Source organism: Mesorhizobium sp. M0615 (assembly GCF_040320805.1).
In the GTDB taxonomy this organism is placed as follows: Bacteria; Pseudomonadota; Alphaproteobacteria; order Rhizobiales; family Rhizobiaceae; genus Mesorhizobium.
This window is the reverse complement of sequence record NZ_JAMYQI010000012.1, coordinates 24,698-44,581: the sequence shown is the minus strand read 5'-3', so window position 1 is coordinate 44,581 and position 19,884 is coordinate 24,698. Positions and strand designations below refer to the sequence as shown.

Annotated in this window: 26 protein-coding genes and 1 pseudogene; 11 read left to right on the top strand and 16 right to left on the bottom strand. The window is 62.0% G+C overall.

Features of this window, described 5'->3' with window-relative positions; all coding sequences use genetic code 11:
* Positions 1 to 28: 28 nt before the first annotated feature.
* The 3 genes from NKI46_RS22065 (at position 29) to NKI46_RS22055 (ending at position 1,658) form a co-directional block, all read left to right on the top strand.
* Positions 29 to 697 (top strand): RNA polymerase sigma factor, encoded by a 669-nt coding sequence (locus NKI46_RS22065; RefSeq protein ID WP_023715180.1) that lies wholly within the window; start codon positions 29 to 31, stop codon positions 695 to 697.
* Positions 698 to 811: 114 nt separating this feature from the next.
* The gene (locus NKI46_RS22060; protein ID WP_023697729.1) at positions 812 to 1,336 is read left to right on the top strand and encodes a DUF4142 domain-containing protein; all 525 of its coding nucleotides are present in this window, start codon (positions 812 to 814) and stop codon (positions 1,334 to 1,336) included.
* Between the two features lie 10 nt (positions 1,337 to 1,346).
* Positions 1,347 to 1,658, top strand: a complete 312-nt coding sequence (locus tag NKI46_RS22055) for a cupredoxin domain-containing protein (protein ID WP_023671475.1) — start codon at positions 1,347 to 1,349, stop codon at positions 1,656 to 1,658.
* Here the strand turns inward: NKI46_RS22055 and NKI46_RS22050 are convergent.
* Entirely contained in the window at positions 1,634 to 2,518 is an 885-nt protein-coding gene (locus NKI46_RS22050; RefSeq protein WP_352747905.1) for a crotonase/enoyl-CoA hydratase family protein, read from the bottom strand. The two genes, NKI46_RS22055 and NKI46_RS22050, sit on opposite strands and share 25 nt — an antisense overlap.
* Before the next feature lie 81 nt (positions 2,519 to 2,599).
* Here NKI46_RS22050 and NKI46_RS22045 point away from each other — a divergent pair, with 81 nt between their 5' ends.
* A complete protein-coding gene (locus NKI46_RS22045; RefSeq protein WP_023739191.1) occupies positions 2,600 to 3,190 on the top strand; it encodes a TetR/AcrR family transcriptional regulator in 591 nt (196 codons plus the stop codon).
* A 97-nt stretch (positions 3,191 to 3,287) separates the two neighbouring features.
* On the opposite strand, the gene NKI46_RS22040 is transcribed toward NKI46_RS22045, so the two are convergent.
* Positions 3,288 to 4,514, bottom strand: coding sequence for an anion transporter (locus NKI46_RS22040; protein WP_023739190.1), 1,227 nt, complete (start codon positions 4,512 to 4,514; stop codon positions 3,288 to 3,290).
* 764 nt (positions 4,515 to 5,278) lie between these two features.
* Positions 5,279 to 5,515 (bottom strand): hypothetical protein, encoded by a 237-nt coding sequence (locus NKI46_RS22035; RefSeq protein ID WP_023671471.1) that lies wholly within the window; start codon positions 5,513 to 5,515, stop codon positions 5,279 to 5,281.
* A gap of 274 nt (positions 5,516 to 5,789) precedes the next feature.
* Between NKI46_RS22035 and NKI46_RS22030 the strand changes: the two genes are divergently transcribed.
* Positions 5,790 to 6,116: a hypothetical protein gene (locus NKI46_RS22030; RefSeq protein ID WP_352655879.1), complete on the top strand. Its 327-nt coding sequence runs from the start codon at positions 5,790 to 5,792 to the stop codon at positions 6,114 to 6,116.
* Here NKI46_RS22030 and NKI46_RS22025 read toward each other — a convergent pair.
* Positions 6,113 to 6,490: a sensor histidine kinase family protein gene (locus tag NKI46_RS22025; RefSeq protein ID WP_352747902.1), complete on the bottom strand. Its 378-nt coding sequence runs from the start codon at positions 6,488 to 6,490 to the stop codon at positions 6,113 to 6,115. The genes NKI46_RS22030 and NKI46_RS22025 overlap by 4 nt on opposite strands.
* Before the next feature lie 804 nt (positions 6,491 to 7,294).
* Here NKI46_RS22025 and NKI46_RS22020 point away from each other — a divergent pair.
* The 4 genes from NKI46_RS22020 to NKI46_RS22005 all read left to right on the top strand — a co-directional run bounded on the left by NKI46_RS22020 (position 7,295) and on the right by NKI46_RS22005 (position 9,164).
* Positions 7,295 to 7,462 carry a Thivi_2564 family membrane protein gene (locus NKI46_RS22020; RefSeq protein ID WP_023671469.1) on the top strand — a complete coding sequence of 56 codons (168 nt, stop codon included), beginning with the start codon at positions 7,295 to 7,297 and terminating at the stop codon, positions 7,460 to 7,462.
* A 13-nt stretch (positions 7,463 to 7,475) separates the two neighbouring features.
* Positions 7,476 to 7,769 carry a hypothetical protein gene (locus NKI46_RS22015; protein ID WP_352510822.1) on the top strand — a complete coding sequence of 98 codons (294 nt, stop codon included), beginning with the start codon at positions 7,476 to 7,478 and terminating at the stop codon, positions 7,767 to 7,769.
* A 161-nt stretch (positions 7,770 to 7,930) separates the two neighbouring features.
* The gene (locus NKI46_RS22010) at positions 7,931 to 8,401 is read left to right on the top strand and encodes a GFA family protein (protein WP_352747899.1); all 471 of its coding nucleotides are present in this window, start codon (positions 7,931 to 7,933) and stop codon (positions 8,399 to 8,401) included.
* Between the two features lie 568 nt (positions 8,402 to 8,969).
* Positions 8,970 to 9,164 carry a hypothetical protein gene (locus tag NKI46_RS22005; protein WP_023835341.1) on the top strand — a complete coding sequence of 65 codons (195 nt, stop codon included), beginning with the start codon at positions 8,970 to 8,972 and terminating at the stop codon, positions 9,162 to 9,164.
* Positions 9,165 to 9,247: 83 nt separating this feature from the next.
* Here the strand turns inward: NKI46_RS22005 and waaF are convergent, their stop codons facing one another.
* Entirely contained in the window at positions 9,248 to 10,270 is a 1,023-nt protein-coding gene (gene waaF / locus NKI46_RS22000; protein ID WP_023671465.1) for a lipopolysaccharide heptosyltransferase II, read from the bottom strand.
* Positions 10,267 to 11,208: a glycosyltransferase gene (locus tag NKI46_RS21995; protein ID WP_023808296.1), complete on the bottom strand. Its 942-nt coding sequence runs from the start codon at positions 11,206 to 11,208 to the stop codon at positions 10,267 to 10,269. The genes waaF and NKI46_RS21995 overlap by 4 nt, the downstream gene beginning before the upstream one ends.
* A 481-nt stretch (positions 11,209 to 11,689) precedes the next feature.
* On the opposite strand from NKI46_RS21995, the gene NKI46_RS21990 reads away from it, so the two are divergent.
* Positions 11,690 to 12,535 (top strand): glycosyltransferase family 25 protein, encoded by an 846-nt coding sequence (locus NKI46_RS21990; protein WP_352747897.1) that lies wholly within the window; start codon positions 11,690 to 11,692, stop codon positions 12,533 to 12,535.
* Between the two features lie 19 nt (positions 12,536 to 12,554).
* Here the strand turns inward: NKI46_RS21990 and msrA are convergent, their stop codons facing one another.
* From msrA to NKI46_RS21940, 10 genes and pseudogenes are all read right to left on the bottom strand, one after another.
* On the bottom strand, positions 12,555 to 13,073 hold the full coding sequence (gene msrA / locus NKI46_RS21985) for a peptide-methionine (S)-S-oxide reductase MsrA (protein ID WP_023671461.1): 519 nt from the start codon (positions 13,071 to 13,073) through the stop codon (positions 12,555 to 12,557).
* 68 nt (positions 13,074 to 13,141) lie between these two features.
* Positions 13,142 to 13,465, bottom strand: a complete 324-nt coding sequence (locus NKI46_RS21980; RefSeq protein ID WP_023689880.1) for a hypothetical protein — start codon at positions 13,463 to 13,465, stop codon at positions 13,142 to 13,144.
* A 3-nt stretch (positions 13,466 to 13,468) separates the two neighbouring features.
* The gene (locus NKI46_RS21975; RefSeq protein ID WP_023671459.1) at positions 13,469 to 13,660 is read right to left on the bottom strand and encodes a hypothetical protein; all 192 of its coding nucleotides are present in this window, start codon (positions 13,658 to 13,660) and stop codon (positions 13,469 to 13,471) included.
* On the bottom strand, positions 13,645 to 13,884 hold the full coding sequence (locus tag NKI46_RS21970; RefSeq protein WP_023684348.1) for a hypothetical protein: 240 nt from the start codon (positions 13,882 to 13,884) through the stop codon (positions 13,645 to 13,647). Before NKI46_RS21970 ends, NKI46_RS21975 begins: the two co-directional genes overlap by 16 nt.
* A gap of 96 nt (positions 13,885 to 13,980) precedes the next feature.
* The gene (locus NKI46_RS21965; RefSeq protein ID WP_023689878.1) at positions 13,981 to 14,184 is read right to left on the bottom strand and encodes a Pam3-gp28 family putative phage holin; all 204 of its coding nucleotides are present in this window, start codon (positions 14,182 to 14,184) and stop codon (positions 13,981 to 13,983) included.
* On the bottom strand, positions 14,181 to 14,870 hold the full coding sequence (locus NKI46_RS21960) for a glycosyl hydrolase 108 family protein (protein WP_352747895.1): 690 nt from the start codon (positions 14,868 to 14,870) through the stop codon (positions 14,181 to 14,183). Before NKI46_RS21960 ends, NKI46_RS21965 begins: the two co-directional genes overlap by 4 nt.
* A gap of 373 nt (positions 14,871 to 15,243) precedes the next feature.
* Positions 15,244 to 16,893, bottom strand: coding sequence for a phage terminase large subunit family protein (locus tag NKI46_RS30965; RefSeq protein WP_502896831.1), 1,650 nt, complete (start codon positions 16,891 to 16,893; stop codon positions 15,244 to 15,246).
* A 244-nt stretch (positions 16,894 to 17,137) separates the two neighbouring features.
* Positions 17,138 to 17,801, bottom strand: a pseudogene (locus tag NKI46_RS21950) (terminase large subunit domain-containing protein); the annotation flags it as partial.
* Complete coding sequence (locus NKI46_RS21945; RefSeq protein WP_023693740.1) at positions 17,740 to 18,129, bottom strand: hypothetical protein; 390 nt, start codon at positions 18,127 to 18,129, stop codon at positions 17,740 to 17,742. The gene NKI46_RS21945 and the pseudogene NKI46_RS21950, both read right to left, overlap by 62 nt.
* Positions 18,122 to 18,547 carry a hypothetical protein gene (locus NKI46_RS21940; RefSeq protein WP_023730425.1) on the bottom strand — a complete coding sequence of 142 codons (426 nt, stop codon included), beginning with the start codon at positions 18,545 to 18,547 and terminating at the stop codon, positions 18,122 to 18,124. Before NKI46_RS21940 ends, NKI46_RS21945 begins: the two co-directional genes overlap by 8 nt.
* Positions 18,548 to 18,987: 440 nt before the next feature.
* Here NKI46_RS21940 and NKI46_RS21935 point away from each other — a divergent pair, with 440 nt between their 5' ends.
* Positions 18,988 to 19,803 carry a class I SAM-dependent methyltransferase gene (locus NKI46_RS21935; RefSeq protein ID WP_352747893.1) on the top strand — a complete coding sequence of 272 codons (816 nt, stop codon included), beginning with the start codon at positions 18,988 to 18,990 and terminating at the stop codon, positions 19,801 to 19,803.
* The last annotated feature ends 81 nt before the right edge of the window (positions 19,804 to 19,884 follow it).

The window sequence follows — 19,884 nt, the reverse complement described above, 5'->3', positions numbered from 1 at the left end:
GGACGGGGATTGGATCGAGGAACTGACCATGCCTGCTATGTCTGTACCAATGCCCACAGCTGCTTCAAGCGAGATGCTTCTCGTGCGCCGCGCGCTGGCACGCGAAGGCAACGCCTTCCGCATCATCATGAAGACCCATAATCAGCGGCTCTATCGCATCGCTCGCGGGGTGGTGCGCAACGATGCTGAAGCCGAGGACATCGTCCAGGAGGCCTATGTCAGAGCCTTTGCCCATCTCGATGCCTTTCGCGGGGAGTCCTCATTGGCCACCTGGCTGTCGCGCATCGTCATCAACGAGGCGCTCGGCCGTCTGCGCAAAAGGCGGCGGACGGTGGCGAAAAACCCGCAAGCCGAAATCATCCAGTTCCCCCTCAATCCCAGCGACGATCCGGAGCGGACGATGGCGCAGCGGCAGATCCTCGAGTTGGTCGAACGGGCGACCGACAGCCTGCCCGATGTCTACCGGACGGTGTTCGTGGCGCGGGTGATCGAGGGGCTCAGCATCGAGGAGACCGCCGAGCTACTTGGCGTGCGACCGGAAACCGTCAAGACAAGGCTACACCGCGCCCGCGCCCTGATGCGCAAGGCACTCGACGACCAGATCGGGCCGGTGCTGCTCGACGCATTCCCATTCGCCGGCCGGCGCTGCGACAGGCTGACCAGCGCCGTCATGCAGCGGCTCGGCCTGGAGAGCTGATCATCGGCTGATTGGCCGATTTCCCCGGGAACGTTTGCCGCCGCTGCGCATCCAATGACCGTCAACTGAAAAACATGGCCCGGAGCGATCCCGCGCCCGGGCGAAGGAGATGCCATGCTTACCCGACACACCGCCGCCCTCGCTGCCTTGCTGCTGCTTGGCGCTGCCCCGCTCGCACAAGCCGCCGACAAGCCGACGGACCCGCAGATCGCCCACATCGCCTACACGGCAGGCGTCATCGATGTGGAAGCCGCCAAGCAGGCGATCAAGAAATCGAAGACCAAGGAGGTCGTGGATTTCGCCAACGACATGGTGCGCGACCACGAAGCGGTCAACGCGCAGGCACTGGAACTGGTAAAGAAGCTGAAGGTGACGCCGGAAGACAACGCAACCAGCCAGGCGCTGACCAAGGCTGCGGCCGAGGAGCGGGCGAAGCTCGCCAAACTCGACGGCGCAGCCTTTGACAAAGCCTATGTCGACAACGAGATCGCCTACCACAAACAGGTCGACGGCGCGCTTGAAACCCTTTTGATCCCATCGGCCAGCAATGCCGAGTTGAAGAGCCTGCTGCAGACCGGCCTGAAGATTTTCCAGGGCCATGAACAGCACGCCGAGCATGTTGCAGGTATGCTGAAGTAAGGACCAGGCCATGTCGAAACGGCTGCTATGGATTGCACTGGCGCTGGTCTTCGGGACCTCACCCGTGCAGGCCGAAACCATCCAGGTCACCATCGACAAGCTTGTCTTTTCGCCGGCCACCGTCGAGGCGAAGGTCGGCGACACGATCAAGTGGGTGAACAAGGACGTGTTCGCACATACGGCTACCGTCAAGGGTGGCTGGGAAGTGATGATCCCGCCGAAGGCAACAGCGAGCCTGACCCTGCGGAAGGCGGAAGCGGTCGAATATTTCTGCCGCTTCCACCCCAACATGAAAGGTCATGTGGCCGTGACGGCGCCTTGATCCCGGTCCGCAAGCCCGTCCTGCTGCGTTGAGGCTCGCCTGGCTTCATCCGGCCGGGTGATGTGCGTCCACGAGCCGTGACAGCCCGGCTGGCGGCGTGCGATCCAGGCATCCAGCCCTTCGCGCAGATCAGCGGTCGGAGCCATGCGGGCGAACTGCTCGGCCTCGACAGCCAAGCCATCCGCGATGCTCTGGTTCAGGCCGCGCGCCACTGCTGTGAGGATCGAGGCAATTGCTGCAGGAGAATGCCTGGTCATGCGCCGGGCGAGATCAATTGCGGCGGGCATCAGCTCCTCATGCGGCACCACCTGATTGACGAGGCCGAGTTCGAGGGCGCGCGGCGGCGGGAACCAATCGCCGGTCAACAGCAGCTCGAGCGCCCGCTTGCGCCCTGCCAGCCTCGGAAGCCGCTGCGTGCCGCCGAAAGCAGGCGGCATTGCAAGGTTGATCTCAGGCTTGGCGAACAAGGCGCGGTCGCTGGCGATAGCGAGCGGCACGGCTTCGGTGATCTCGCAGCCGCCGCCGAAGGCGATGCCGTTGACGGCGGCGATGACGGGCTTGCGGAACGCCTCCAGCCTTGCGGTCAGGCGCTGTCCGCGCATGACGAAGTCGCGCAGGGCAACGTCGACGCCGATGTCCACGCTGCCTGAGAATTCATGGATGTCGCCGCCGGCGGAGAAGGCGCGCTCTCCTGCTCCAGTGAGGATGACGGCGCGGATGGCACCGTCGGTCTCGGCGGCATCGAGGAGCGCAAGCAGGCGATCAATCAGCGCATAGTTCAAGGCGTTGAGCTTTTCCGGCCGATTAAGTGTGAGGATGGCGATCCCGTTGCGGGCCTCGGTGAGCACAAGCTCGGTCATGTCTTTTCCTTCCGTGTGTTTGTCGACGGAGAGGATCAGGCTTTCGGTTGTATGTATATTCACTGGTCGGTATACTTGCGTATGAGCGAAGCACCGAGCCCTACCCGCAAACGCATTGTCGATGCCGCAACGAAGCTGTTCTATGCCGAGGGGATCGGCCGCGTCAGCGTCGATGCAGTGGCGGAAAAAGCCGGGCTGACCAAGCGCACGCTCTACTATCATTTCAAGAGCAAGGACGATTTGATCGCGGCCTATCTCGACGGTCGCGACCAGCCGAACCTCAAGCAGATGGCCGGCTGGTTCGAGATGGCCGAAGGCGATGTCGAGCGCAAGGTCGAGGCGATTTTCACCAATCTGGCGCGCGTGGCGAAGCACCCGAAATGGAGAGGCTGCGGCTTCCTGCGCACGGCAGCCGAACTCGCTTCCATGCCCGGACACCCCGCCGTTAAAGCGGGGGCGCGGCATAAGCAGAATTTCGAGACCTGGTTGGCCGGCGAACTCTCAGGCCACGGCGTCGACGAGCCGCGGACCCTGGCGCGCGAAATCGTGCTTTTGATGGACGGCGCGTTCTCGATCATGCTGATCCACCGCAACCCCGACTATGTCGAGGCGGCCGGACATGCCGCTGCAACGCTGGTTCGGGCAAGGTTAGGATCGGCGACTATCCGCTAGAGCGTTTCACCGTCTAATGGAGACGGCGAAACACTCTATCTCTTTGTTTTGACGCAATCCGGACGGAAAACCGCTTCACACTTTTCGTGGAGTTGCTCTAGAATCCAGCCGCCAGCCATGCCGTGCCGACGGCAAGGGTGAGCAGCGTCAGTGGCAGGCCGACCTTGAAGAAGGCTGAGAAGGACAGCTGCGTGCCGGCCGCCCGCGCCTGTTCGGCGACGATCAGGTTGGCGACCGAGCCAAGCAAGGTGAAGTTGCCGGCCAGCGTCGAGCTCATCGCCACCACCAGCCAGGCACGCCCGGGGTTTTCAAGGCCGGGTATGAATGGCCGCAGCGCCAGCACGGCCGGAACATTGCTCATGATGTTGGAGAGCACCGCGGTGAAGCCCGATAGACGCCAGACGTCGTCCAGCCCGAGGTTCTTGGCCGAGGCGATGATGTCGGGCGTCAGCAGCGTCTTTTCGGCGCCGGCGACAACGATGAACAGGCCGGCGAACATGAACAGCAGCGGGCCGTCGATCTCGCGGTAAATGCGTGCCGGCTTGATGGCGCGGGTGAGCAGCAGGATGGCGCCGCCGATGAGCGCTGCCTTGGCAACCGGTACGCCGGCGAAGAAGGCGATGGCCAGGCCAATGCAGACAACCACCGCCTTCAGCACCTGTCCCGGCAGCATGCGGCCGCGATAGACTTCCGGGTTGAGATCGGCGGTGCGGGCGAATTCGGCGCGGTAGACGATGCGCACGATGACGACGACCGCGACGAGGCCGAAGAGGGCAACCGGCGCCAGGGCGGCCGAAAAAGCCGGGTAGGAAATTCCCGACAGCGCGCCGATGACCATGTTCTGCGGGTTGCCGGTGATGGTGGCGACGCTGCCGCAGTTGGACGCGGTGGCGGTGGCGATCAGATAGGGAATGGGATTGCGATTGATGACACGGGTGACGTGGACGATGATCGGCGCCATGACCAGGCAGATGGCGTCGTTGACCAGGAACGCCGACAACACGCCGGTCAACAGCGTCACCATCACCAGCAGCACGAAAGGCGCGTGCGCATGCTCGATAGCGTAGGCGCCAAGCGCCCGGAAGGCGCCGGACACCTTCAGATGCGCCACCACGATCATCATGCCGAGCAGCAGCGTAATGGTGTCGAAATTGATGGCGCGATAGGCATCTTCCATACTGAGTGCGCCGATGGCGATCATCGCCGCCCCCCCCAGCAAGGCGATCCCTGCCCGGTCGAGACGGAGGCCTGGAATACGCCCGATTGCGACGCCGGCATAAGTCAGGACAAGGATCAAAAGTGCCGCTGCGCCCATCAATGTCATTGGCAGACATCCTTGTCCAAACGAACCGACGCAGGAACGGACTGTTCCCGCTCGGGCATTTGCCGGGCAGCTTTAACGCCGCTCCAGCAAAGCGAAAGCCTATAACGATCCGAATGCGAAAATCGGTGGGCAAAATCGCGGGTTGACCGATGCCGGGAGCAACCGGAGCTTGATCTTGAGACGGCCGAGATTGGGAATGAGACACGCGCGGCGGACTGCCGGTGGCCTGAGATTGCCATCCGCGAACTTCCCCTCGGAAGGCTCTCGTGGCGTATGTAATTTAATTCTAATTTAGGCTTTCCGGGTATGGATAGCTTAGCCATATTTCGGCCTTGGGGTTTCAGATGGTCCAGGTTCTTGAGAGGGAATGCCGTGTCTCGGAGAACGAGGCTCTGCTGGCGCGTCCGATGGAATGTCCACAATGCCACGGAACCCGCAAGGTGTTTGTCTGTGCCCGGTGGGCCAGTTCGAACGGCCATTGCTGCCCCGGAGGAACACACCGGCTCAGTTGCCCCGGTCACAGCGTCGCGTGCATGGAGTGCGAAGAGAACCTTGAGCGTGTCTGAAGCGATCGCGACTATTGCCTGTCGGGAAAACGCAAAAAGCCCGCTCCGGCGAACCGGAGCGGGCTTTGCAACCATACGCCAAGAGTACCCTGCTGAGACCAGTACCCTGCCGCGAGCCGACCCTCTTTGCGTTTCCGCCACCGCAATAAATTGGTAGCGGCACTCCAGAAAAGCGATTGTTGGCTAACCGCCGTCGAATTACTCGCCCGACTGGCCGTCGCCAGTCACACTGCTGCCCAGAATTCCAAAGTCCTGAGACTTAGTTCCTTGTCCCGCAGTCAGGAATCCATCCGCATCCAGGCCGCGCCGCAGCAGTTCCCGCACCGCCGCGGACCGGCTTGGCATGCGCTTTTCGAAGCGCCAGTTTTCCAAGGCAGCCAATTCCTCGGCTGTCAGCATGATCTGCAGTCGCTCGGGTCGTTCCAGCTCGGCCATTCGCGCCTCCAACCGTCAAGACCAAAAAATATGGTGAGTTAGTATGTGTCTCAATTGCAGTATAGCTAGGGGTCCCCGTGCGGCGCGTCAAGAGAGGCTGATGGGCGACTCACATACAAGACCAACGATGAGGAAGACACGCCGATAGCACAACCCGCGCAGTCTGCTAACTACTTGATTTACTTGAGAATACTTTATATTCTTCTTGCCATCTGAAGGTCGTTGGCGCATCTTGACCACGACGGGACAACCGGCTCCTGAAAGGAAGGTTTCCATGCGCTACGGATATTCGGCTCGGCTACGGGAGGATCTCAATTCACGGGTCCTGGGCGCGCTGCGCTCGCGCGGAATGGTCAATATTGCGGTGGTTGCCGAGGACATACGATTGCGTAACCTGGACGAGAACGTCGCCCTTGAAGATGTCGAGCGGCTTGTGATGCAGACGGCCCAACTCTACGGCGCGGTGATGGAGTTGGACGGACTGACCTCCGTCGAGGCGGGGAGATTGACTTCGCTTGCCGACGATAAGCACGAACTGCCTGGCATCGGCAATTCCGACACCACAGGCGGCCAAACCGGTCCCCTGCTGGGATTGTCCTAAGGCGCGACCCCCTCTTTCAATCGACAAAAATCCGCGAGAGAGATTTGGACCGAGCGCAGCGGCGCCTTGAGCGTCCAGACAACGCCTTGTTCCCCAAATTTTAGTTGTCCGGTGCCGCTAAGCGCTTGTGGCGCAACCCGCTTGAGCACGACGGAGCCAAAACCGCGGCGCGTCGTCCCACTCAGGTTCGGCCCACCCAATTCACGCCAGATCAAGCTAAAGGTATCGGTGCCGTCGGTTGCCGGCGCCGTATCCCATTCGATTTCGACTCGTCCGCCGTGACGTGAAAGTGCTCTATGCTTTGCGGAATTGGTGGCCAGTTCGTGGAAAGCGATGCCGAGATACTGCACGGCATTCGGGCGAAGCGTGATCACAGGCCCGGCCACCGACAAACGGTCCTGCGCCGCGAAAGCTTTGAGTTGCGCCTTGAGCAGGTCGCCGATGCTGGCGCCGCGCCATTCGGCGCCGACCAGGAGATCGTGTGATTGCGAAAGCGCCGAGATGCGCTATCGCACCTGTTCGAGGAATGTCGCCGGACTGCCCGCCGATTTGCTCGTCTCATAGATCATCGAAATGATGACCGGATGCGGGCTTCGTCGGCTTGCGTTTGCGTGCGCAGATCAAGCAGCTGTTGATGGCGCCGACAATTTCGCCCGATCCGTCGCGGAGCAGGCGTGGGTGGGCTATAAACTGAATAAGTTCGCCGTCCGGCCGCTCTGCCTGCAATGGCCTGGTCCCACGTGATATCGTGTCCTTCAACCATGGAAACGGCCATCGGGCACTCAGCATGCGCCATCGGCCGACCATCGAGGTGACGGAGTTTCCACGAGCCGCACCACAGGTCTCGGCCAAGACCGGACGATGCCCCCAAATGTCGGCAGCGGCCTCGTTGTAGAACGTGATGCGGCCGTTTTTGTCGGAACCTCGTCAGCCCGGGGCGGTTCTCCCGTTAGCCCAGCCTGACCCAGCAACAAGTCGCCTGGAAACCGTGTCGCCGATGGCAAACGACAACCATTACGGCAAACAGACCTGATCGGCATCCAGCTTCAAAGGCCGCGGAACGCTGTTTCGCAGCCTTTACGTTGCGCCGGCGGCTTCGCATCGACAGGAACCAATCTATGGCCAGAGCGTTTGCCGCTGCGTACTCTTCTCAGACGTAGCCAGACGGAGTGAGGGACATGGCTTCATCGGTACTTATCGGCATTCTGATCACTTTCCTGGTGATCATCCTGGTGCTCTATCTCATCCAGCGTCTGCCACTCGATGGCCGCACGAGGCAGATCGCGCAGATCGTTGTCATCATTATCGGCATCATTTCGCTGTTGAAATACCTGGCCGTATTTTAGGATAAGGATCGCCATGACATCCCAAACAATGGCATGGATCATTGGAACGGCGTTGTTTGCAGCAACAAGCACGGCCTACGCCCGACCCGACACGCGTTCGATGACCTGCGAGGAGACGCAGCGCCTGATCCAGAGCCATCACTCGGCGGTGTTGACGACCGGCCGGAATACTTACGATCGCTATGTCCGCCAATACGGCAACGAGTGCGACTGGCCGGAGGTGCCGGTCGCTGCCTCCGTTCCGACACGTGATGGCCAGTGCCGTGTCTATTGGTGCCGGGAACCGGTGTTCGATTTCCCGAACTGACATATCCAGCAGCCTTGCGGCGGTCGTTGCCATGGCGCTCCCGGGTTCAGACGATGCATTGCGCGAGGCGACATGGAACCCTTGCGCTGCGGGTGAATTGATTGTGCGCATGGCGCTGCAAGATGTAGCGGTGTGATGCCCAACCAGATGGAGGAGCGGTCATGCCCAATGATACAAGGCGGAGCGGCAGCTGCCTGTGCGGCGGCATCCAGTTTTCGGTGACGGGAGATCCCTTTCGGATTGGCCTTTGCCATTGCAAGGACTGCCGCAAGGCTAGCGGGTCGGCTTTTTCGACGTTTGGAGTGTGGCCGCTCGAGGCGTTCGAAACGACGGGTATCGTCAACAGCTACGGCGACAGAAGTTTTTGTCCCACCTGCGGCGGCCGGGTGCCTTTGGTTCGGGAGAATGAGGTGGAAGTGACAATTGGCAGCCTCGATGAGGTGCCCACCGAAGGGCTGGAGCCCAGCTATGAACTCTGGGTCAATCGCCGTGAGCACTGGTTGCAACGCTTGCCTGCCGCCCGGCAATTCGAGCACGACCGAGTCGATGACGAGCCGACAAACCGGACAGCCGAACCGATTTCTGACGGTGTCGAAACGCCGTCTAGCTTGCCGCAACGCAAGTCGGCCTAGCGCGAGCGGCGCAGACAGCCGGCGGGCAGGAAATCGTTCTCGAAACCGCCCGATGCCGACAGGACCGGGTCCGACAACATTTCACCCGGTAGAAGCCAAACGCAAAAAGCCCGCCTTGGCGTCAAGCCAAGGCGGGCGGTAGATCATCCGGCCTGCGCTGCCGTGGAACGATGGGCTGGCCAAAGCCCTGGGCTGAGACCCGGTGCCGTTTGTAACCGGCGATTGACTACGTAGCGGCCCGGTCAGCTGGAATTCGTCTTGTGGTTGCAACGATGCTACGTTTTGTTTGGAAACGAGAGCTTAAGACCATGCAATATCGTTACGTCAACTATGCTGTCCAAGTATCTCGTGGTGTGAACTGAAGGAACCTTCCTGTCTTGTACAAAAGAACGCTTTGTTTATTTTGTTTCCGTCACCTAGTGTAGCGAATCTTGAAGCCGGGTGGAGCGGTTTTCATGCAGCCAGCGCCTTCGCAGGATCGCGGTCCGCACGTGCAATATCCACTTCACGGCAATCTTGATGCAGCATAGCCAGCGCAAAGTTCATGCGCAGACGTTGGGGGGCACCAATGGACCAGCCGAGCAAAATGGAGAACCTGCAGTTCGCGCAAGGGATACTGCGGGAGCTTCGGCAGAAAGCCGAAGCCGACGGCCAGAAGCTTCTGACCTACCTCATCGACATGGCCTACCTTGAAGCCAGCGACCGCATCCGTGCACATTGGGTCGGCAATCACGAGCCCGAAAACCGCAGGGCCAAGGGGTAGTGTCAAGGGGTAAACCCGAAACGGGGCTATGGTTGCCCCCACGGAGCGTTTGATCAGACGCCTGGGGCCGGCGAGGCCACCGGTCAGTTGGCAATACCGGCTGAGAGGTCAGCCAGAACCTCCCTCACCCGAGTTTCGCTGACGCCGCGCGTGTCCTTGACCCAGCTGGGCGTCGAAAGCGGCGGTTCGATAAAGCGAACATGGTTGTTTACAGGCCCATGCACATAGGGGCGATTCAGCCCGTAGATGAGCGCGCATGGGACGTTCAGGGCAGCGGCGGCGTGGGAAATCCCGCCATCAACCCCGAGGAACATGGTCGACGCAGCGATTTGGCACATCGCGTCAGCAATCGACGGGGTCGAGGTGAAGTCGATTGCCTCAGGAATGGCGGCGCGGATTTTTGCGGCACCGGCGTGCTCGCGCGGTCCGCCTACAATCCAGATTGCCCAGCCGCGATCATGATGGTCTCTGGCGATCGAAATGAAGCGCTCGACGGGCCATGAGCGGAAATTCTCAATGTCGGCAGTATAGAGCGCCAGTGCCGGTCGGTCGGCATCGATCTTCTTGTGCTGGCGCCATTCGTCCAGTTCGGCCGGATCGACCACAAGCCGGGGCGCCGGCCACTCTGCGCCCGCAGCCGGCTTTTCGCCAAGCGAGGCAATCGAGCAGACTTCCTCGAACAGCCGCGTCTTGCGGGGTCCGAAGGCCCATAGATGGGCCAACCAGCCGGCGGGGAAGCGATTGAGGAGGCCGAATTGCAACTCCTGCGGATAGCCGATGCGCTCCTCTATTCCGGCCATGAACGCCATCAGCGCCGCCTTGGTGCTGCTGGTCATCAGATAGGCCGTACGGTAATTTTCCTTGCGCAACTCGCCAACCAGGCGGCTGCGCTCGCCAAAACCGGGGCGCTGATGACGCTTGGCAAGCGCCCAGCCCTTCCTGACATGCGGCATCAGGCGCGCCAGCGGCGCTGCAACGGGCGAGGTGACGACATCTATGGGGCGATCAGGAAATCGCGCGGCAATGATCTGGATGGCGGAATGGCAACGGACGAAGTCGCCGACCGCGGGGAAGCCGACGAAGAGGATTGGATCGCCGGTCGTCAAGGAAGCGCTTCGCCGTCAAGGATGCGGGCATAGAGATCCAGATAGCCGCGCGCCGCTTTTTGGATGGGAAATCTCGTCGCGGCCGATTCGCGGCATTGCTGAGGCGTAAGGTCGGCGACGGCCTCGAAAGCGGCCGCAAATTCTTCATCGGTCTCAAAGAAGCGCCCGCTGTCGGCATCGACGGTCTCGGGCAATGCGCCTCGCGTCGTCGTCAGCACCGGAGTGCCGCACAACATGGCTTCGACCGGTGCGTTGCCGAACGGCTCCTCCCAGGCGATGGGGTTGAGGAAGGCTCGCGCTTCGCCGAGAAGGCGAAGCTTCGGCTCGCCGTCAACGATTCCGTGGAAACGGTATCGCCTGCCAAGGCTCTTGAAAAACAACCCTTCGCGGCGGGTCTGACTTCGGCCCAGCAGTTTCCAACGCGAGCCACCGGCGATATCGAGACCGAAATCGAATTTTTTGGCGAGATCGACGGCGCGGTTGAGGCCTTTGCTTGATCGTGCAATGCCGGCGAGAAATAGCAGGCGGTCGCCCTTTGCAGCCGACAAACGATAGGCGTCCACCGGAAAGCCATTGTAGACGAATGTCTCGCGCCCATGCTGGCGGGCATGATTGGCGCTGATAAAGCTCCAGTTCGCAACTGGCATGGGCTGGTCCGGCATAAAGCCGCGCTGCGTATTCAGCGTTGGAAATGGCACCTCGACGGGCCAACTATGGGTGTGGACGATTTGCGTGTCCCGCGGAATGGCTGCCCGGCATTCGGCATCGGTCGAAGCGTGCCGGACTTCGAAGAGCGGGTGGCTGGAGCCAGGGCCAGCGATCACCACGACTTCGTGTCCGAGACGAACCATCTCCGTGGCCAGCCATTCGACCTGACGCTGAATCCCACCGTAACCTCGGCAGGGTATTACGCCCTTCAAAACCAGCGTCACCCGCATTGACCTTGCCTCACAATGCTCTCAAAGACGGCCCAGTTGCGTCACGGGCTGGGCATTGTCAAGGTCGCGCCAGAAACGCAAAAAGCCGCGGCGGCCTCGATCGGGTTACGGAATCGTTAATCAGCGCTTGCTACTATACCGGATGACCAAGAATCTCGGCAATGCACCCAGGACCATCTCCAGGCAACAGCCAAAGACCTCCGCTCTTGGTGGGCTGACGCCCGCCCTGTTTCCCCTTGTGGTCGTCGCGCTCGGATACATGATCGGTCGGCAATTCTTCGGCTTCTAGGGCGACTCGTCTAGGCGCACGGTAAAGGCTCGCGCCACGCGGGGGACGCCGTCAATGTCCACCCAACCTCCAAAACCAACCGGCGGCACCGTACGCCGCTACCCACTGCCCCGCACGTAAGCAAATTTTGTGCAATCACGGGAACGTGATATTCACTGATCACCGGACAAGGGGGCGCTGATGAGGTGTCTGGTGATCAATCTTGATCGTTCTCGCGATCGGCTGGCGCATGTCGCGTCCGAGTTCGGCCGGATCGGAGTACCATTTGAGCGTGTCTCCGCCATCGATTGCCCCGATTGCTGCTCTGTCGCCAAAAGCCCGCTAAGCGCTGCTGAGGTTTGCTGTTTCCTGAGCCACCGCTCGTGTTGGGAGATCGTTGCGAACGGCGCGGATCAATATGGCGCGGTTTTCGAGGACGACGTCGTTTTCGGCGCGGGCGCCGGCTCGCTGCTTGCTTCCGATCGATGGGTGCCGCGCGATGCCGATGTGATCAAGCTGGAAACGCATTTTGCCAAAGTGAGGGTCGGACGCAAGGAAGTCGCTCTCGATGATGGGTTTTCGCTTGCCAGACTTTATGGCCTGCACGCGGGCGCCGCAGGCTATGTCATCTCCAGATCGGCAGCGCAAAGATTGCTGCGCAGGACCATGCATCTGAGAGGAGAGGTCGACTTCGTTCTTTTTCACCCAGGATTCATGACCTGCTCGCTCAACCGAATCTATCAGATCATGCCGGCGCTTTGCGCACAGCACCATTTTGTTTCGGGACGAGAGCGCTTTCCAAGCCTCGTGCGACGGCCCGGGAGGCGGCCAAAACCGTTTCTCGATCGAATTGTCGGAGAAGCGGTGCGAACCTTCGCCTATCTTCGAAACCAGAGCCTGACCGGAACAAAGAAGATCGAGGCCGTCGCGTTCTCAGGCTCTGAGGTCGACGGCAAACCCGTCCACGGCGCGTTCATCTATGGGCAGCCCGAGCACGGCCCCCTCGACGCGGCGGCCGGCATACCGATCGCGCGGAAGAATAGTTCGACCGCCAGATAAGCAGACGATAGCGGCTGCGTTACGAAACAGCCTTTTCGCGGACCGGAAGCTTCCAGCCCGGCCTGACAAAGTGGCAGGTATAGCCGTTGGGGTATTTCTCGAGATAGTCCTGATGCTCTGGCTCCGCCTCCCAGAAATCGCCCACCGGCGCAAGCTCGGTGACGACCTTGCCCGGCCACAGTCCAGAGGCATCGACATCGGCGATGGTGTCTTCGGCGACGCGCTTCTGCTCGTCGCTGGTGTAGAAGATCGCAGAGCGATAGCTCATTCCGACATCGTTGCCCTGGCGGTTCCTGGTGGTCGGATCGTGGATCTGGAAAAAGGATTCGAGCAATGTGCGAAAGCTAATCCTGGCCGGATCGAAAACGATCTCGATGGCTTCGGCATGGCTGCCGTGGTTGCGATACGTGGCGTTGGGCACATCGCCACCGCTATAGCCGACGCGGGTAGAGATCACGCCGGGATAGCGCCGGATCAAATCCTGCATGCCCCAGAAACAGCCGCCGGCAAGGACTGCACGTTCGGTGGACGTCGCCATATCATACCTCCATTGGATTGCTCCTTAGGTAGGCATTGTCGCTGGCTTCTTCCAGCATCTCAAGTGCATCACTCGTTGCCGGCCGAGCCGAACCGCCGCACGATGACCTCGAAGACGATGTCGGAAATCCACATGGCCGAGACGCCGATCAAAAAGGCGGCGGCGAGCGTCGTGGTGTCGTCGGCCGGATCGGGGATAGGCATGCCGGTTGCCCTGAACCAGGCGACGGCAGGCAGCGTCAGATACGCAGCCGCCAGCGCCCCGCAGATCGGCGAGGCAATCATCTCGCGCAGCTTGTAGCGATGGCGCGACAGTGCTCGCAGCACGCCGCCAGCTAGCCCGGCGGCGACGACCGGCCCCTTGATGCCGAGCATGTCGAAGAGGTCGTGCATCGGCTAAGGCCTCCATCCGCAGAGCTTTTGTCCCTTGCGGTTGTGCGCCAAGAGCGCTCTCGCCTCGGCGTCCGACAGGACGTCGACGGCTTCGGCCGACAGGCGCAGCGGGCTCGAAATCGCGCAGAAGCCGCCCGAAGCAGTCGTGCACCCGGCAAGCGCCACAAGCAGCGCAAGCATCAGTCCCTTGCCCATGATTTCAGCTCCTTTCGAACAGCGTCCGCCGGCAATGCGCCGACGTCGTTCTGCACCTGCTCAGCGACCGCGCGCGCCGCGGCCTCAGCGGCCGCCAGTTTGCCGCGCTCGGCCCTGGCGCCGGCCAGCCGCTGGTGAGCGCCCCAGCAAAGGGCGGCGATGACCGATGCCAGGAAGCCCAGCAGCGCTTTGTTGCCAAGCAGGACGGCGAGGAGCGCGCTCACAGCAGCCACCCGGCGACAAGCCCGGCGGCAAAGCCGACAGCATAGGGTTTCGCGGCTTCGAGATAGGCGATGAGCAGTTGTTGAAACCCTTCCATGTCAGTGCTCCCAGCCGGATTTGCGGGCCAGCCAGTGCCAGGTCTCGGTGACCGAGGCGATGGCGAGACCGGCGGCGATCTCCAGACCAGCTTGAATGTCGGGGTCGGAAGAAAATGCCGCCGCGTCGTCGGCGCCGAGCAGGCCACGCGCGACCAGAACACCGGCGCCGTAACGCAAGCCGATGCGGATGAAGACGGCGATCATGTCGAACTCCTTGCGAAAATCGATTTCAGGATTTGAAGCAGCGCACGCCAGAACGGCAGGCGTTCGACGGGGCTGACGCGCCCGCCGGTAGACACCGGCGGCATCGCACTGCCGGGCTTCGGCGAGAGCGCTGATGGCAGGGGCGGGGTGCCCGGCAAAGGTGCCGCGGGCTGTAGTGCCGACATCAACAGCGCCTGGGAACGGACCGACCGGATGCGATCGCTCCAACCCTTGCCGAAAACCGGCCAGGTCGGCAGCCGCCGCAGGAATGCCAGGCGGGCATCGCAAAGATCGTCGATGACTGCGCCCGGTGGCCTGGCGCCGACAGCTTTGAGCGTGGCCGGGCCGATCCTGCCGTCCTGTGCGGTGCCAACTGCCGCCTGCAGATATTTAGCCGCCCTGCCCGGCCCACTGTTCAGGGCGAAGTCGAAGACGGCATAGTCGACACCGCCGGGAAGCTCGGCGCCCGCAGCGGCATCCCAATAGAAGCGGCGATAGACCGTGGCCACCTGAGCATCCGTGATATGGCGAAGGTCGTCCTTCGTCGCATCCGCCTTCACGTAGCGGCGGAAATTGGCCAGCGTCACGCCCTTCATGGTTGCGCCGCCGGGATCGGCCGGATTGTCGGACCAGCCGCCTTCCGATTTGAGGACGAGCGCAAGCGCCCGCGCGAAGTTGCGGTCCATTGGGGTTTTCCTTTCTGCCCGCGAAAGGCAGGTTGTCGATTTGCGAAGCTGCTTGCGGTTAGGCGTCGATCATCGAGACAACGTCGCTGGAGACCTTGGCGGGGCGGTATTTGGTGGCGTCGGCCGGAAAGGAGATCGGAACGGCGAATCGAGCGACGGCACCATTGCCGTCGTCGCCGCTGCGATGGTGATCGAAGATGCACCTCCGTATGCAGTGTTAGGAAGAATTCCGGCAAAGGTGATCAAGAAGCGCTTCGACGACGAAAATAGCCGAGGCTTATTGAGATTCGGTGGTGGATTGGGCAGACGCCATATCTCGGAAAGAGAGAGCGGCCTTTTGATCTTTCTTTTGAAGAATTCACTCGAATTTATGCTAGGCCCATGCCCTAATGACAAGCCGCCAGCTTGCATTGGTAATATTTAGAAATCCACCAGTGTCTTTGCGTGTAATCTGAACGGCACTAGAAGCCTGCGACCCAAATCTAACGACCATATTTGTAGCATCGGGAACGACACTTAGGCCTCGATTGGTGCTTGCTTCGTGCGATCCAATCGAGACAGGTTCTTCGTCTCCAATAGAATAGCCACCCTCAGCAGTGGTGCACTGTAAGAATGCAAGGTAATTTTTCGGCTTCACCCCCAGCCCATGAGCCAACGTCAGCGACCCGCCGGATGTGATGGTCTGTTGCGGGCTTTCATAAAACTTCTGAAGCAACGCCGTGGACGACTGGACATAGCGTGCATCCTGTTCGGCCTGCGACCATTGCAGCTTGATCCATCCTCCCCAGGCACCGCCAGCCTGCCTGCGCCGCCATAGCTTTTGGTCTGCCGCCGTAGTGTCGTTGACGAAATCATGCACCGTCTGCGTCCGGTAGCCAGTGCTTCCGTGCGCTTCCACAAACCCCAGGAACCAATTTACGCCGTCTGGCGCATTAGCCGCCGCCGAGGCCATATACCAGCCGTTGTCCAGGGCGTTGTTCCAATCGGTGATCGTCTGCGCGACGACACCAAGGTTGGGTCGGCTATCAAGTTTCAGATCAAACCCAGCCTTGACGAACCCCGTTGTAGCCAATTGCGTGGTATTCGTTCCAGGCGCTGCGGTCGGCCCCGTTGGCGTCCCGGTAAATGTCGGGCTGGCCTTCGGCGCCAGGCTGGACACCGCGATCCCACTATCCTTCCCCACCTTGCCCGTGGTGCCCGCGAAAGTGACAATATTGTCGGTTGCCGAAGACGCAGGCCCCAAAAAATCTCCTACTCCCGTCCCGTCGGCGCCTCTGTCGCCGGCACGGTCGAACATCAGCCAGATGCCGTTGGCCACCGTCGGCAAAGTGCCGGCGCCGCTGACATAGGCGAGCGTCAGTTTGCGGTAGCGCGTCGCGGCCATCAAATCGTCGCGCAGTTTCACCACCTTGCCGTCCTTGCGATGGTAAAGCCGAAATTCCTCGAACCAGGGCAGCAGCGACGAGAACACCTTGAAGCGGCCGGACTGCATGCGGTCGAGCATCTCCATCAGCCCGGCCTCGACCGAGACCGAGCCGTCGGCGAAGCGGGCGTGGCCCGACAGCATGTTCAGCCCGTGCGCGGCGTATTGTCTGGCAAGCGCGGTGCCCGCGCCTTCCAGCGTCTCGCGGCGGCCATCGCGCGGCCATGCCCAGGGCAGCCATTTGCCCCACGGCTTCAGCGCCAGCACCTGCATGGCCGGCGTCTGCTGCGAGGCGCGGGCAGCCTTGGAGATATAGACGACATCGGCCTCCGTATCCCAGGCAAGCTCGACGGCGGCCGACGGATGATCCCAGCCGAAATCGAGCGCGCCTATCCGCGGCCAGTAGCGCGGCAGCCGGAACGGCTCGCAGGCGATCAGCTCCTCGGCAATCGGAAAGATGCGGCCGGAGCCCAGCACCGGAACGCCGCGCGCCCGCGCCTCGCGCTCATGCTCGGGATAGGCGGCAATGATCGCGGCTCGCTCGTCCGGCGAATAATGTTCGGCGTCATCGATGGTCATGAAGGTGACGTGACGGGTCATGGGGCCTGCCGGATTGATTCGGGATGCCGTGATATGGCTTTGTTCGCGCACGATATTTTTGGGCCGGACGCGGCGGGTCTTCCCTTCTCCCCTTGTGGGAGAAGGTGTCGCCGAAGGCGACGGATGAGGGGTGTTCCAGGGAACGCCGACGCGTCACTCCGCTGGAACACCCCTCATCCGTCTCGGCGCTATCGCGCCGATCCACCTTCTCCCACAAGGGGGGGAGGAAGAGCGCGCACCTCACCCGACAAAAAACGCAGCACCACGTCGCTCATGCCCAGCAGCGGCGTGAACGTCACGATGGTGATGCCGCCCGTCGCGTTGGTGCGGGTCAGGCCTTCGGAATAGATATCGAGCGGCGGCTCCTCGTCGAACCAGACGCCGTGCAGGGTTTCGCCCTGCCACTTTTCGCGGCCCTTCTCATAGCTCTTGAACGAAAGCACCGATTCATCGGCCTGCACGTCGCCGCCGCCGCCCCAGCGCACCACGATGCTGTCGAGCGCGCCCGGGGCGCCGCGGCCCATGGTCGTGTGCAGGATGGCGTTGGCCGGGATCATGCCGGTGCCCCATGCCGCCTGCTGCTGCGGCGGGCCGACCAGCACGCGCTGCGGGTTGTCGCGCGTGCCCTCCCCCGTCACGCCGGCAGCCCATAGCCTGACGGGGGTGTCGAAGGTCTTGCCCTGCCACCACGCGGGGTAGCGGCCGGTGAGATGCATGGCCCATTCGGCGCCGCCGGCCCTGGTCTTGCCGAGCTGGTTGCCGGCCATGAACAGACGTTCCCGGTTCTGCGCGCCGGCGGCGTGAAACTGCGCCTGCCTGGGATAAGGCCGGTAGGCGGCAAGCTGGTTAGTCCTGCGCCTGCGGTCCAGCTCCTGCAGCAGCGCCAGATAGTGGCGGCGCGCCTTCAGGCTGGTCGCCAAACGGCCCGAGGACGGCTTCGAGGCCGCGGATGCGGCGGCGGATCTCGTCATCGCTCAGGGCTTCCAGATTGTCAGATGAAACATGCAAATCCTTGGCCAGATCCTTGGGCAGCACCGATTGCACGATCTTCAGATACTGGTCGGGCTTGTCGGCCCGGACCGCGGCAATGACGCCGGCTCCATGGGCGCGGAAGTCGGCGCGCACCGCGTCGAGGAAATCATCGCCAAGCGTCTTCTTCGTCCGCTTCGGCTTGGCAGCGGCGGCGGCAGGCGCCTTGCGGTCAGGGCGCGCACGCGGCGCCGTCCGGTCAGCCATGATCCGAGATCCCGGCGGGCTCGGCGGTCGCTGCCTGCTTCGCCTGCTTTGCCGGCCTTGCCCGCTTGATCTTGCCGGACTTGATCTTGCCGGACTTGCGCCGTGCCGATTTTGGCCCTGACCGTGTTGGGGCGGCCTTGCGGGCTGCATCAGCGGCCGGCGCGTGGCGCTTTCCGGCAGACGCGGCTTTCAGGCTTGCCCTGGCGATCGCCCTTGCGTCGTGCGCGCCGCGCGGAAAGCCGAAGCCGCCGATGGCATCGACAGGACCACCGCGAACCATGCCGATCAGCACGCCCGGCACGACCGGCTCGATACGGCCGATGCGCGCCTGCGGGGCAGCGCCCTCGAACACGCCAATGGCGCTGACGACCTCGCGGCCGTCATCGTCGGTGATGATGGTGGCATAGCGGTTGGACAAGGGAGGCCTCGCGGATAAGGCAGAATGAACCGAGGATAGCGTTCCTTCACGCCCCCCTCTGTCCTGCCGGACATCTCCCCCTCAAGGGGGGAGATTGGCAGCTCCAGGGTCGCGACCAATTTGCAGCGCTGACGATTGGCGAAAGCAAGGCGGCAGTCCGATCTCCCCCCTTGAGGGGGAGATGGCCGGCAGGCCAGAGGGGGGTGCTGTCCCGCCGACATCCGATATCCGCACGTTGTGGGCATCAGGAAAACAAAACCCGCCTCGTGGGCGGGTCGGTGGCGCAAATCAGCACCATGGACAAATCATAGCAAAGCTGCCCTCACCCGTCAATGCAGATAAGAAATAATTCCTACTCCGGTCAAAGCCTCGTCCTTGGCGGCGGCGCGCATTGCGCGAGGGCCGCATCGATGGGATGCTGGGTCTCGTCGGAGAGCGCAATGAGCGATGTGACCAGTCACTATGGCAGCGGCGGCATTGTCGAGCGCATCCTGTCGGCTGTGCCGGACGCAAAGGCCGGCAGCCTCGCAGCCAAACAACTCTATCCGTTCGATCAGCTTCATGGCCGCGAGCTGATCGCCACGCAGGACCATGCTGCGCGTCTTGCGCCCTCCGCCGGCGATCGGGTTCTGGACATCGGCAGCGGCATTGGCGGCCCGGCCCGGTTCCTTGCCGAGACCTATGGGTGCAGCGTCGACGGCGTCGACCTGACGCAGGCGTTCGTCGAGGCATCCCGCCGATTGACCGAGCTCTGCGGCCTCGGCGACAAAGTGCGTTTCCATGAGGCCGATGCGACAAGGCTGCCTTTTGCGGACGACACATTCGACGCGGCGATCTGCTTCTATGTCGGCATGAATATCGCCGACAAGGCGGCGGTCATCGGGCAAGCGTGGCGCGTACTGAAGCCGAAGGCCAGGCTTGTCTGGACCGAGGCGGTGCTGGCGGACGGCGAGCCTCACTATCCCTTGCCTTGGGCGGTGTCGGCTGTGGCCAGCCATCTCGTCGACCGCGAAACCCTGAAGGCTCTGTTTGCTTCAGCCGGATTCCAGGTCGACGACGTCATCGACGAAACCGGCGATCATGTCGAGCTGGCGTTGAAACGGGCAAATTCCGGCATCGTGCCCTCGCCCGCCCAGCAGCAGGCCAATGAGATCGTGCTCGGCGCCGAGTTCGTGCGTCGGCGAAAAAACTACATAAGCAGCCTGAGCGAGGGAAAACTCGCCTCACTGGCCGTTATTGTTTCCAAGCCGGCATGAAACAAAAACCCGCCTCGGCGGCGGGTTGCTGGCGCAAATCAGCACCATGAAAAAATTATAGCATAGCTGCCCTCACCGGTC

What these genes read in the sequence shown, in the direction of transcription:
- NKI46_RS22030 (WP_352655879.1), top strand. Translation starts at nt 5,790, where the DNA reads ATGCGCTACGGATATTCGGCTCGGCTACGGGAGGATCTCAATTCACGG.
- NKI46_RS22055 (WP_023671475.1), top strand. Translation starts at nt 1,347, where the DNA reads ATGTCGAAACGGCTGCTATGGATTGCACTGGCGCTGGTCTTCGGGACC.
- NKI46_RS22020 (WP_023671469.1), top strand. Translation starts at nt 7,295, where the DNA reads ATGGCTTCATCGGTACTTATCGGCATTCTGATCACTTTCCTGGTGATC.
- NKI46_RS22015 (WP_352510822.1), top strand. Translation starts at nt 7,476, where the DNA reads ATGACATCCCAAACAATGGCATGGATCATTGGAACGGCGTTGTTTGCA.
- NKI46_RS30965 (WP_502896831.1), bottom strand. Translation starts at nt 16,893, where the DNA reads ATGACCCGTCACGTCACCTTCATGACCATCGATGACGCCGAACATTAT.
- NKI46_RS22065 (WP_023715180.1), top strand. Translation starts at nt 29, where the DNA reads ATGCCTGCTATGTCTGTACCAATGCCCACAGCTGCTTCAAGCGAGATG.
- NKI46_RS22050 (WP_352747905.1), bottom strand. Translation starts at nt 2,518, where the DNA reads ATGACCGAGCTTGTGCTCACCGAGGCCCGCAACGGGATCGCCATCCTC.
- NKI46_RS22040 (WP_023739190.1), bottom strand. Translation starts at nt 4,514, where the DNA reads ATGACATTGATGGGCGCAGCGGCACTTTTGATCCTTGTCCTGACTTAT.
- msrA (WP_023671461.1), bottom strand. Translation starts at nt 13,073, where the DNA reads ATGGCGACGTCCACCGAACGTGCAGTCCTTGCCGGCGGCTGTTTCTGG.
- NKI46_RS22035 (WP_023671471.1), bottom strand. Translation starts at nt 5,515, where the DNA reads ATGGCCGAGCTGGAACGACCCGAGCGACTGCAGATCATGCTGACAGCC.
- NKI46_RS21960 (WP_352747895.1), bottom strand. Translation starts at nt 14,870, where the DNA reads ATGGACCGCAACTTCGCGCGGGCGCTTGCGCTCGTCCTCAAATCGGAA.
- NKI46_RS21975 (WP_023671459.1), bottom strand. Translation starts at nt 13,660, where the DNA reads ATGGGCAAGGGACTGATGCTTGCGCTGCTTGTGGCGCTTGCCGGGTGC.
- NKI46_RS21945 (WP_023693740.1), bottom strand. Translation starts at nt 18,129, where the DNA reads ATGGCTGACCGGACGGCGCCGCGTGCGCGCCCTGACCGCAAGGCGCCT.
- NKI46_RS22060 (WP_023697729.1), top strand. Translation starts at nt 812, where the DNA reads ATGCTTACCCGACACACCGCCGCCCTCGCTGCCTTGCTGCTGCTTGGC.
- NKI46_RS21935 (WP_352747893.1), top strand. Translation starts at nt 18,988, where the DNA reads ATGAGCGATGTGACCAGTCACTATGGCAGCGGCGGCATTGTCGAGCGC.
- NKI46_RS21965 (WP_023689878.1), bottom strand. Translation starts at nt 14,184, where the DNA reads ATGATCGCCGTCTTCATCCGCATCGGCTTGCGTTACGGCGCCGGTGTT.
- NKI46_RS21995 (WP_023808296.1), bottom strand. Translation starts at nt 11,208, where the DNA reads ATGCGGGTGACGCTGGTTTTGAAGGGCGTAATACCCTGCCGAGGTTAC.
- NKI46_RS22045 (WP_023739191.1), top strand. Translation starts at nt 2,600, where the DNA reads ATGAGCGAAGCACCGAGCCCTACCCGCAAACGCATTGTCGATGCCGCA.
- NKI46_RS22010 (WP_352747899.1), top strand. Translation starts at nt 7,931, where the DNA reads ATGCCCAATGATACAAGGCGGAGCGGCAGCTGCCTGTGCGGCGGCATC.
- NKI46_RS21980 (WP_023689880.1), bottom strand. Translation starts at nt 13,465, where the DNA reads ATGCACGACCTCTTCGACATGCTCGGCATCAAGGGGCCGGTCGTCGCC.
- NKI46_RS22005 (WP_023835341.1), top strand. Translation starts at nt 8,970, where the DNA reads ATGGACCAGCCGAGCAAAATGGAGAACCTGCAGTTCGCGCAAGGGATA.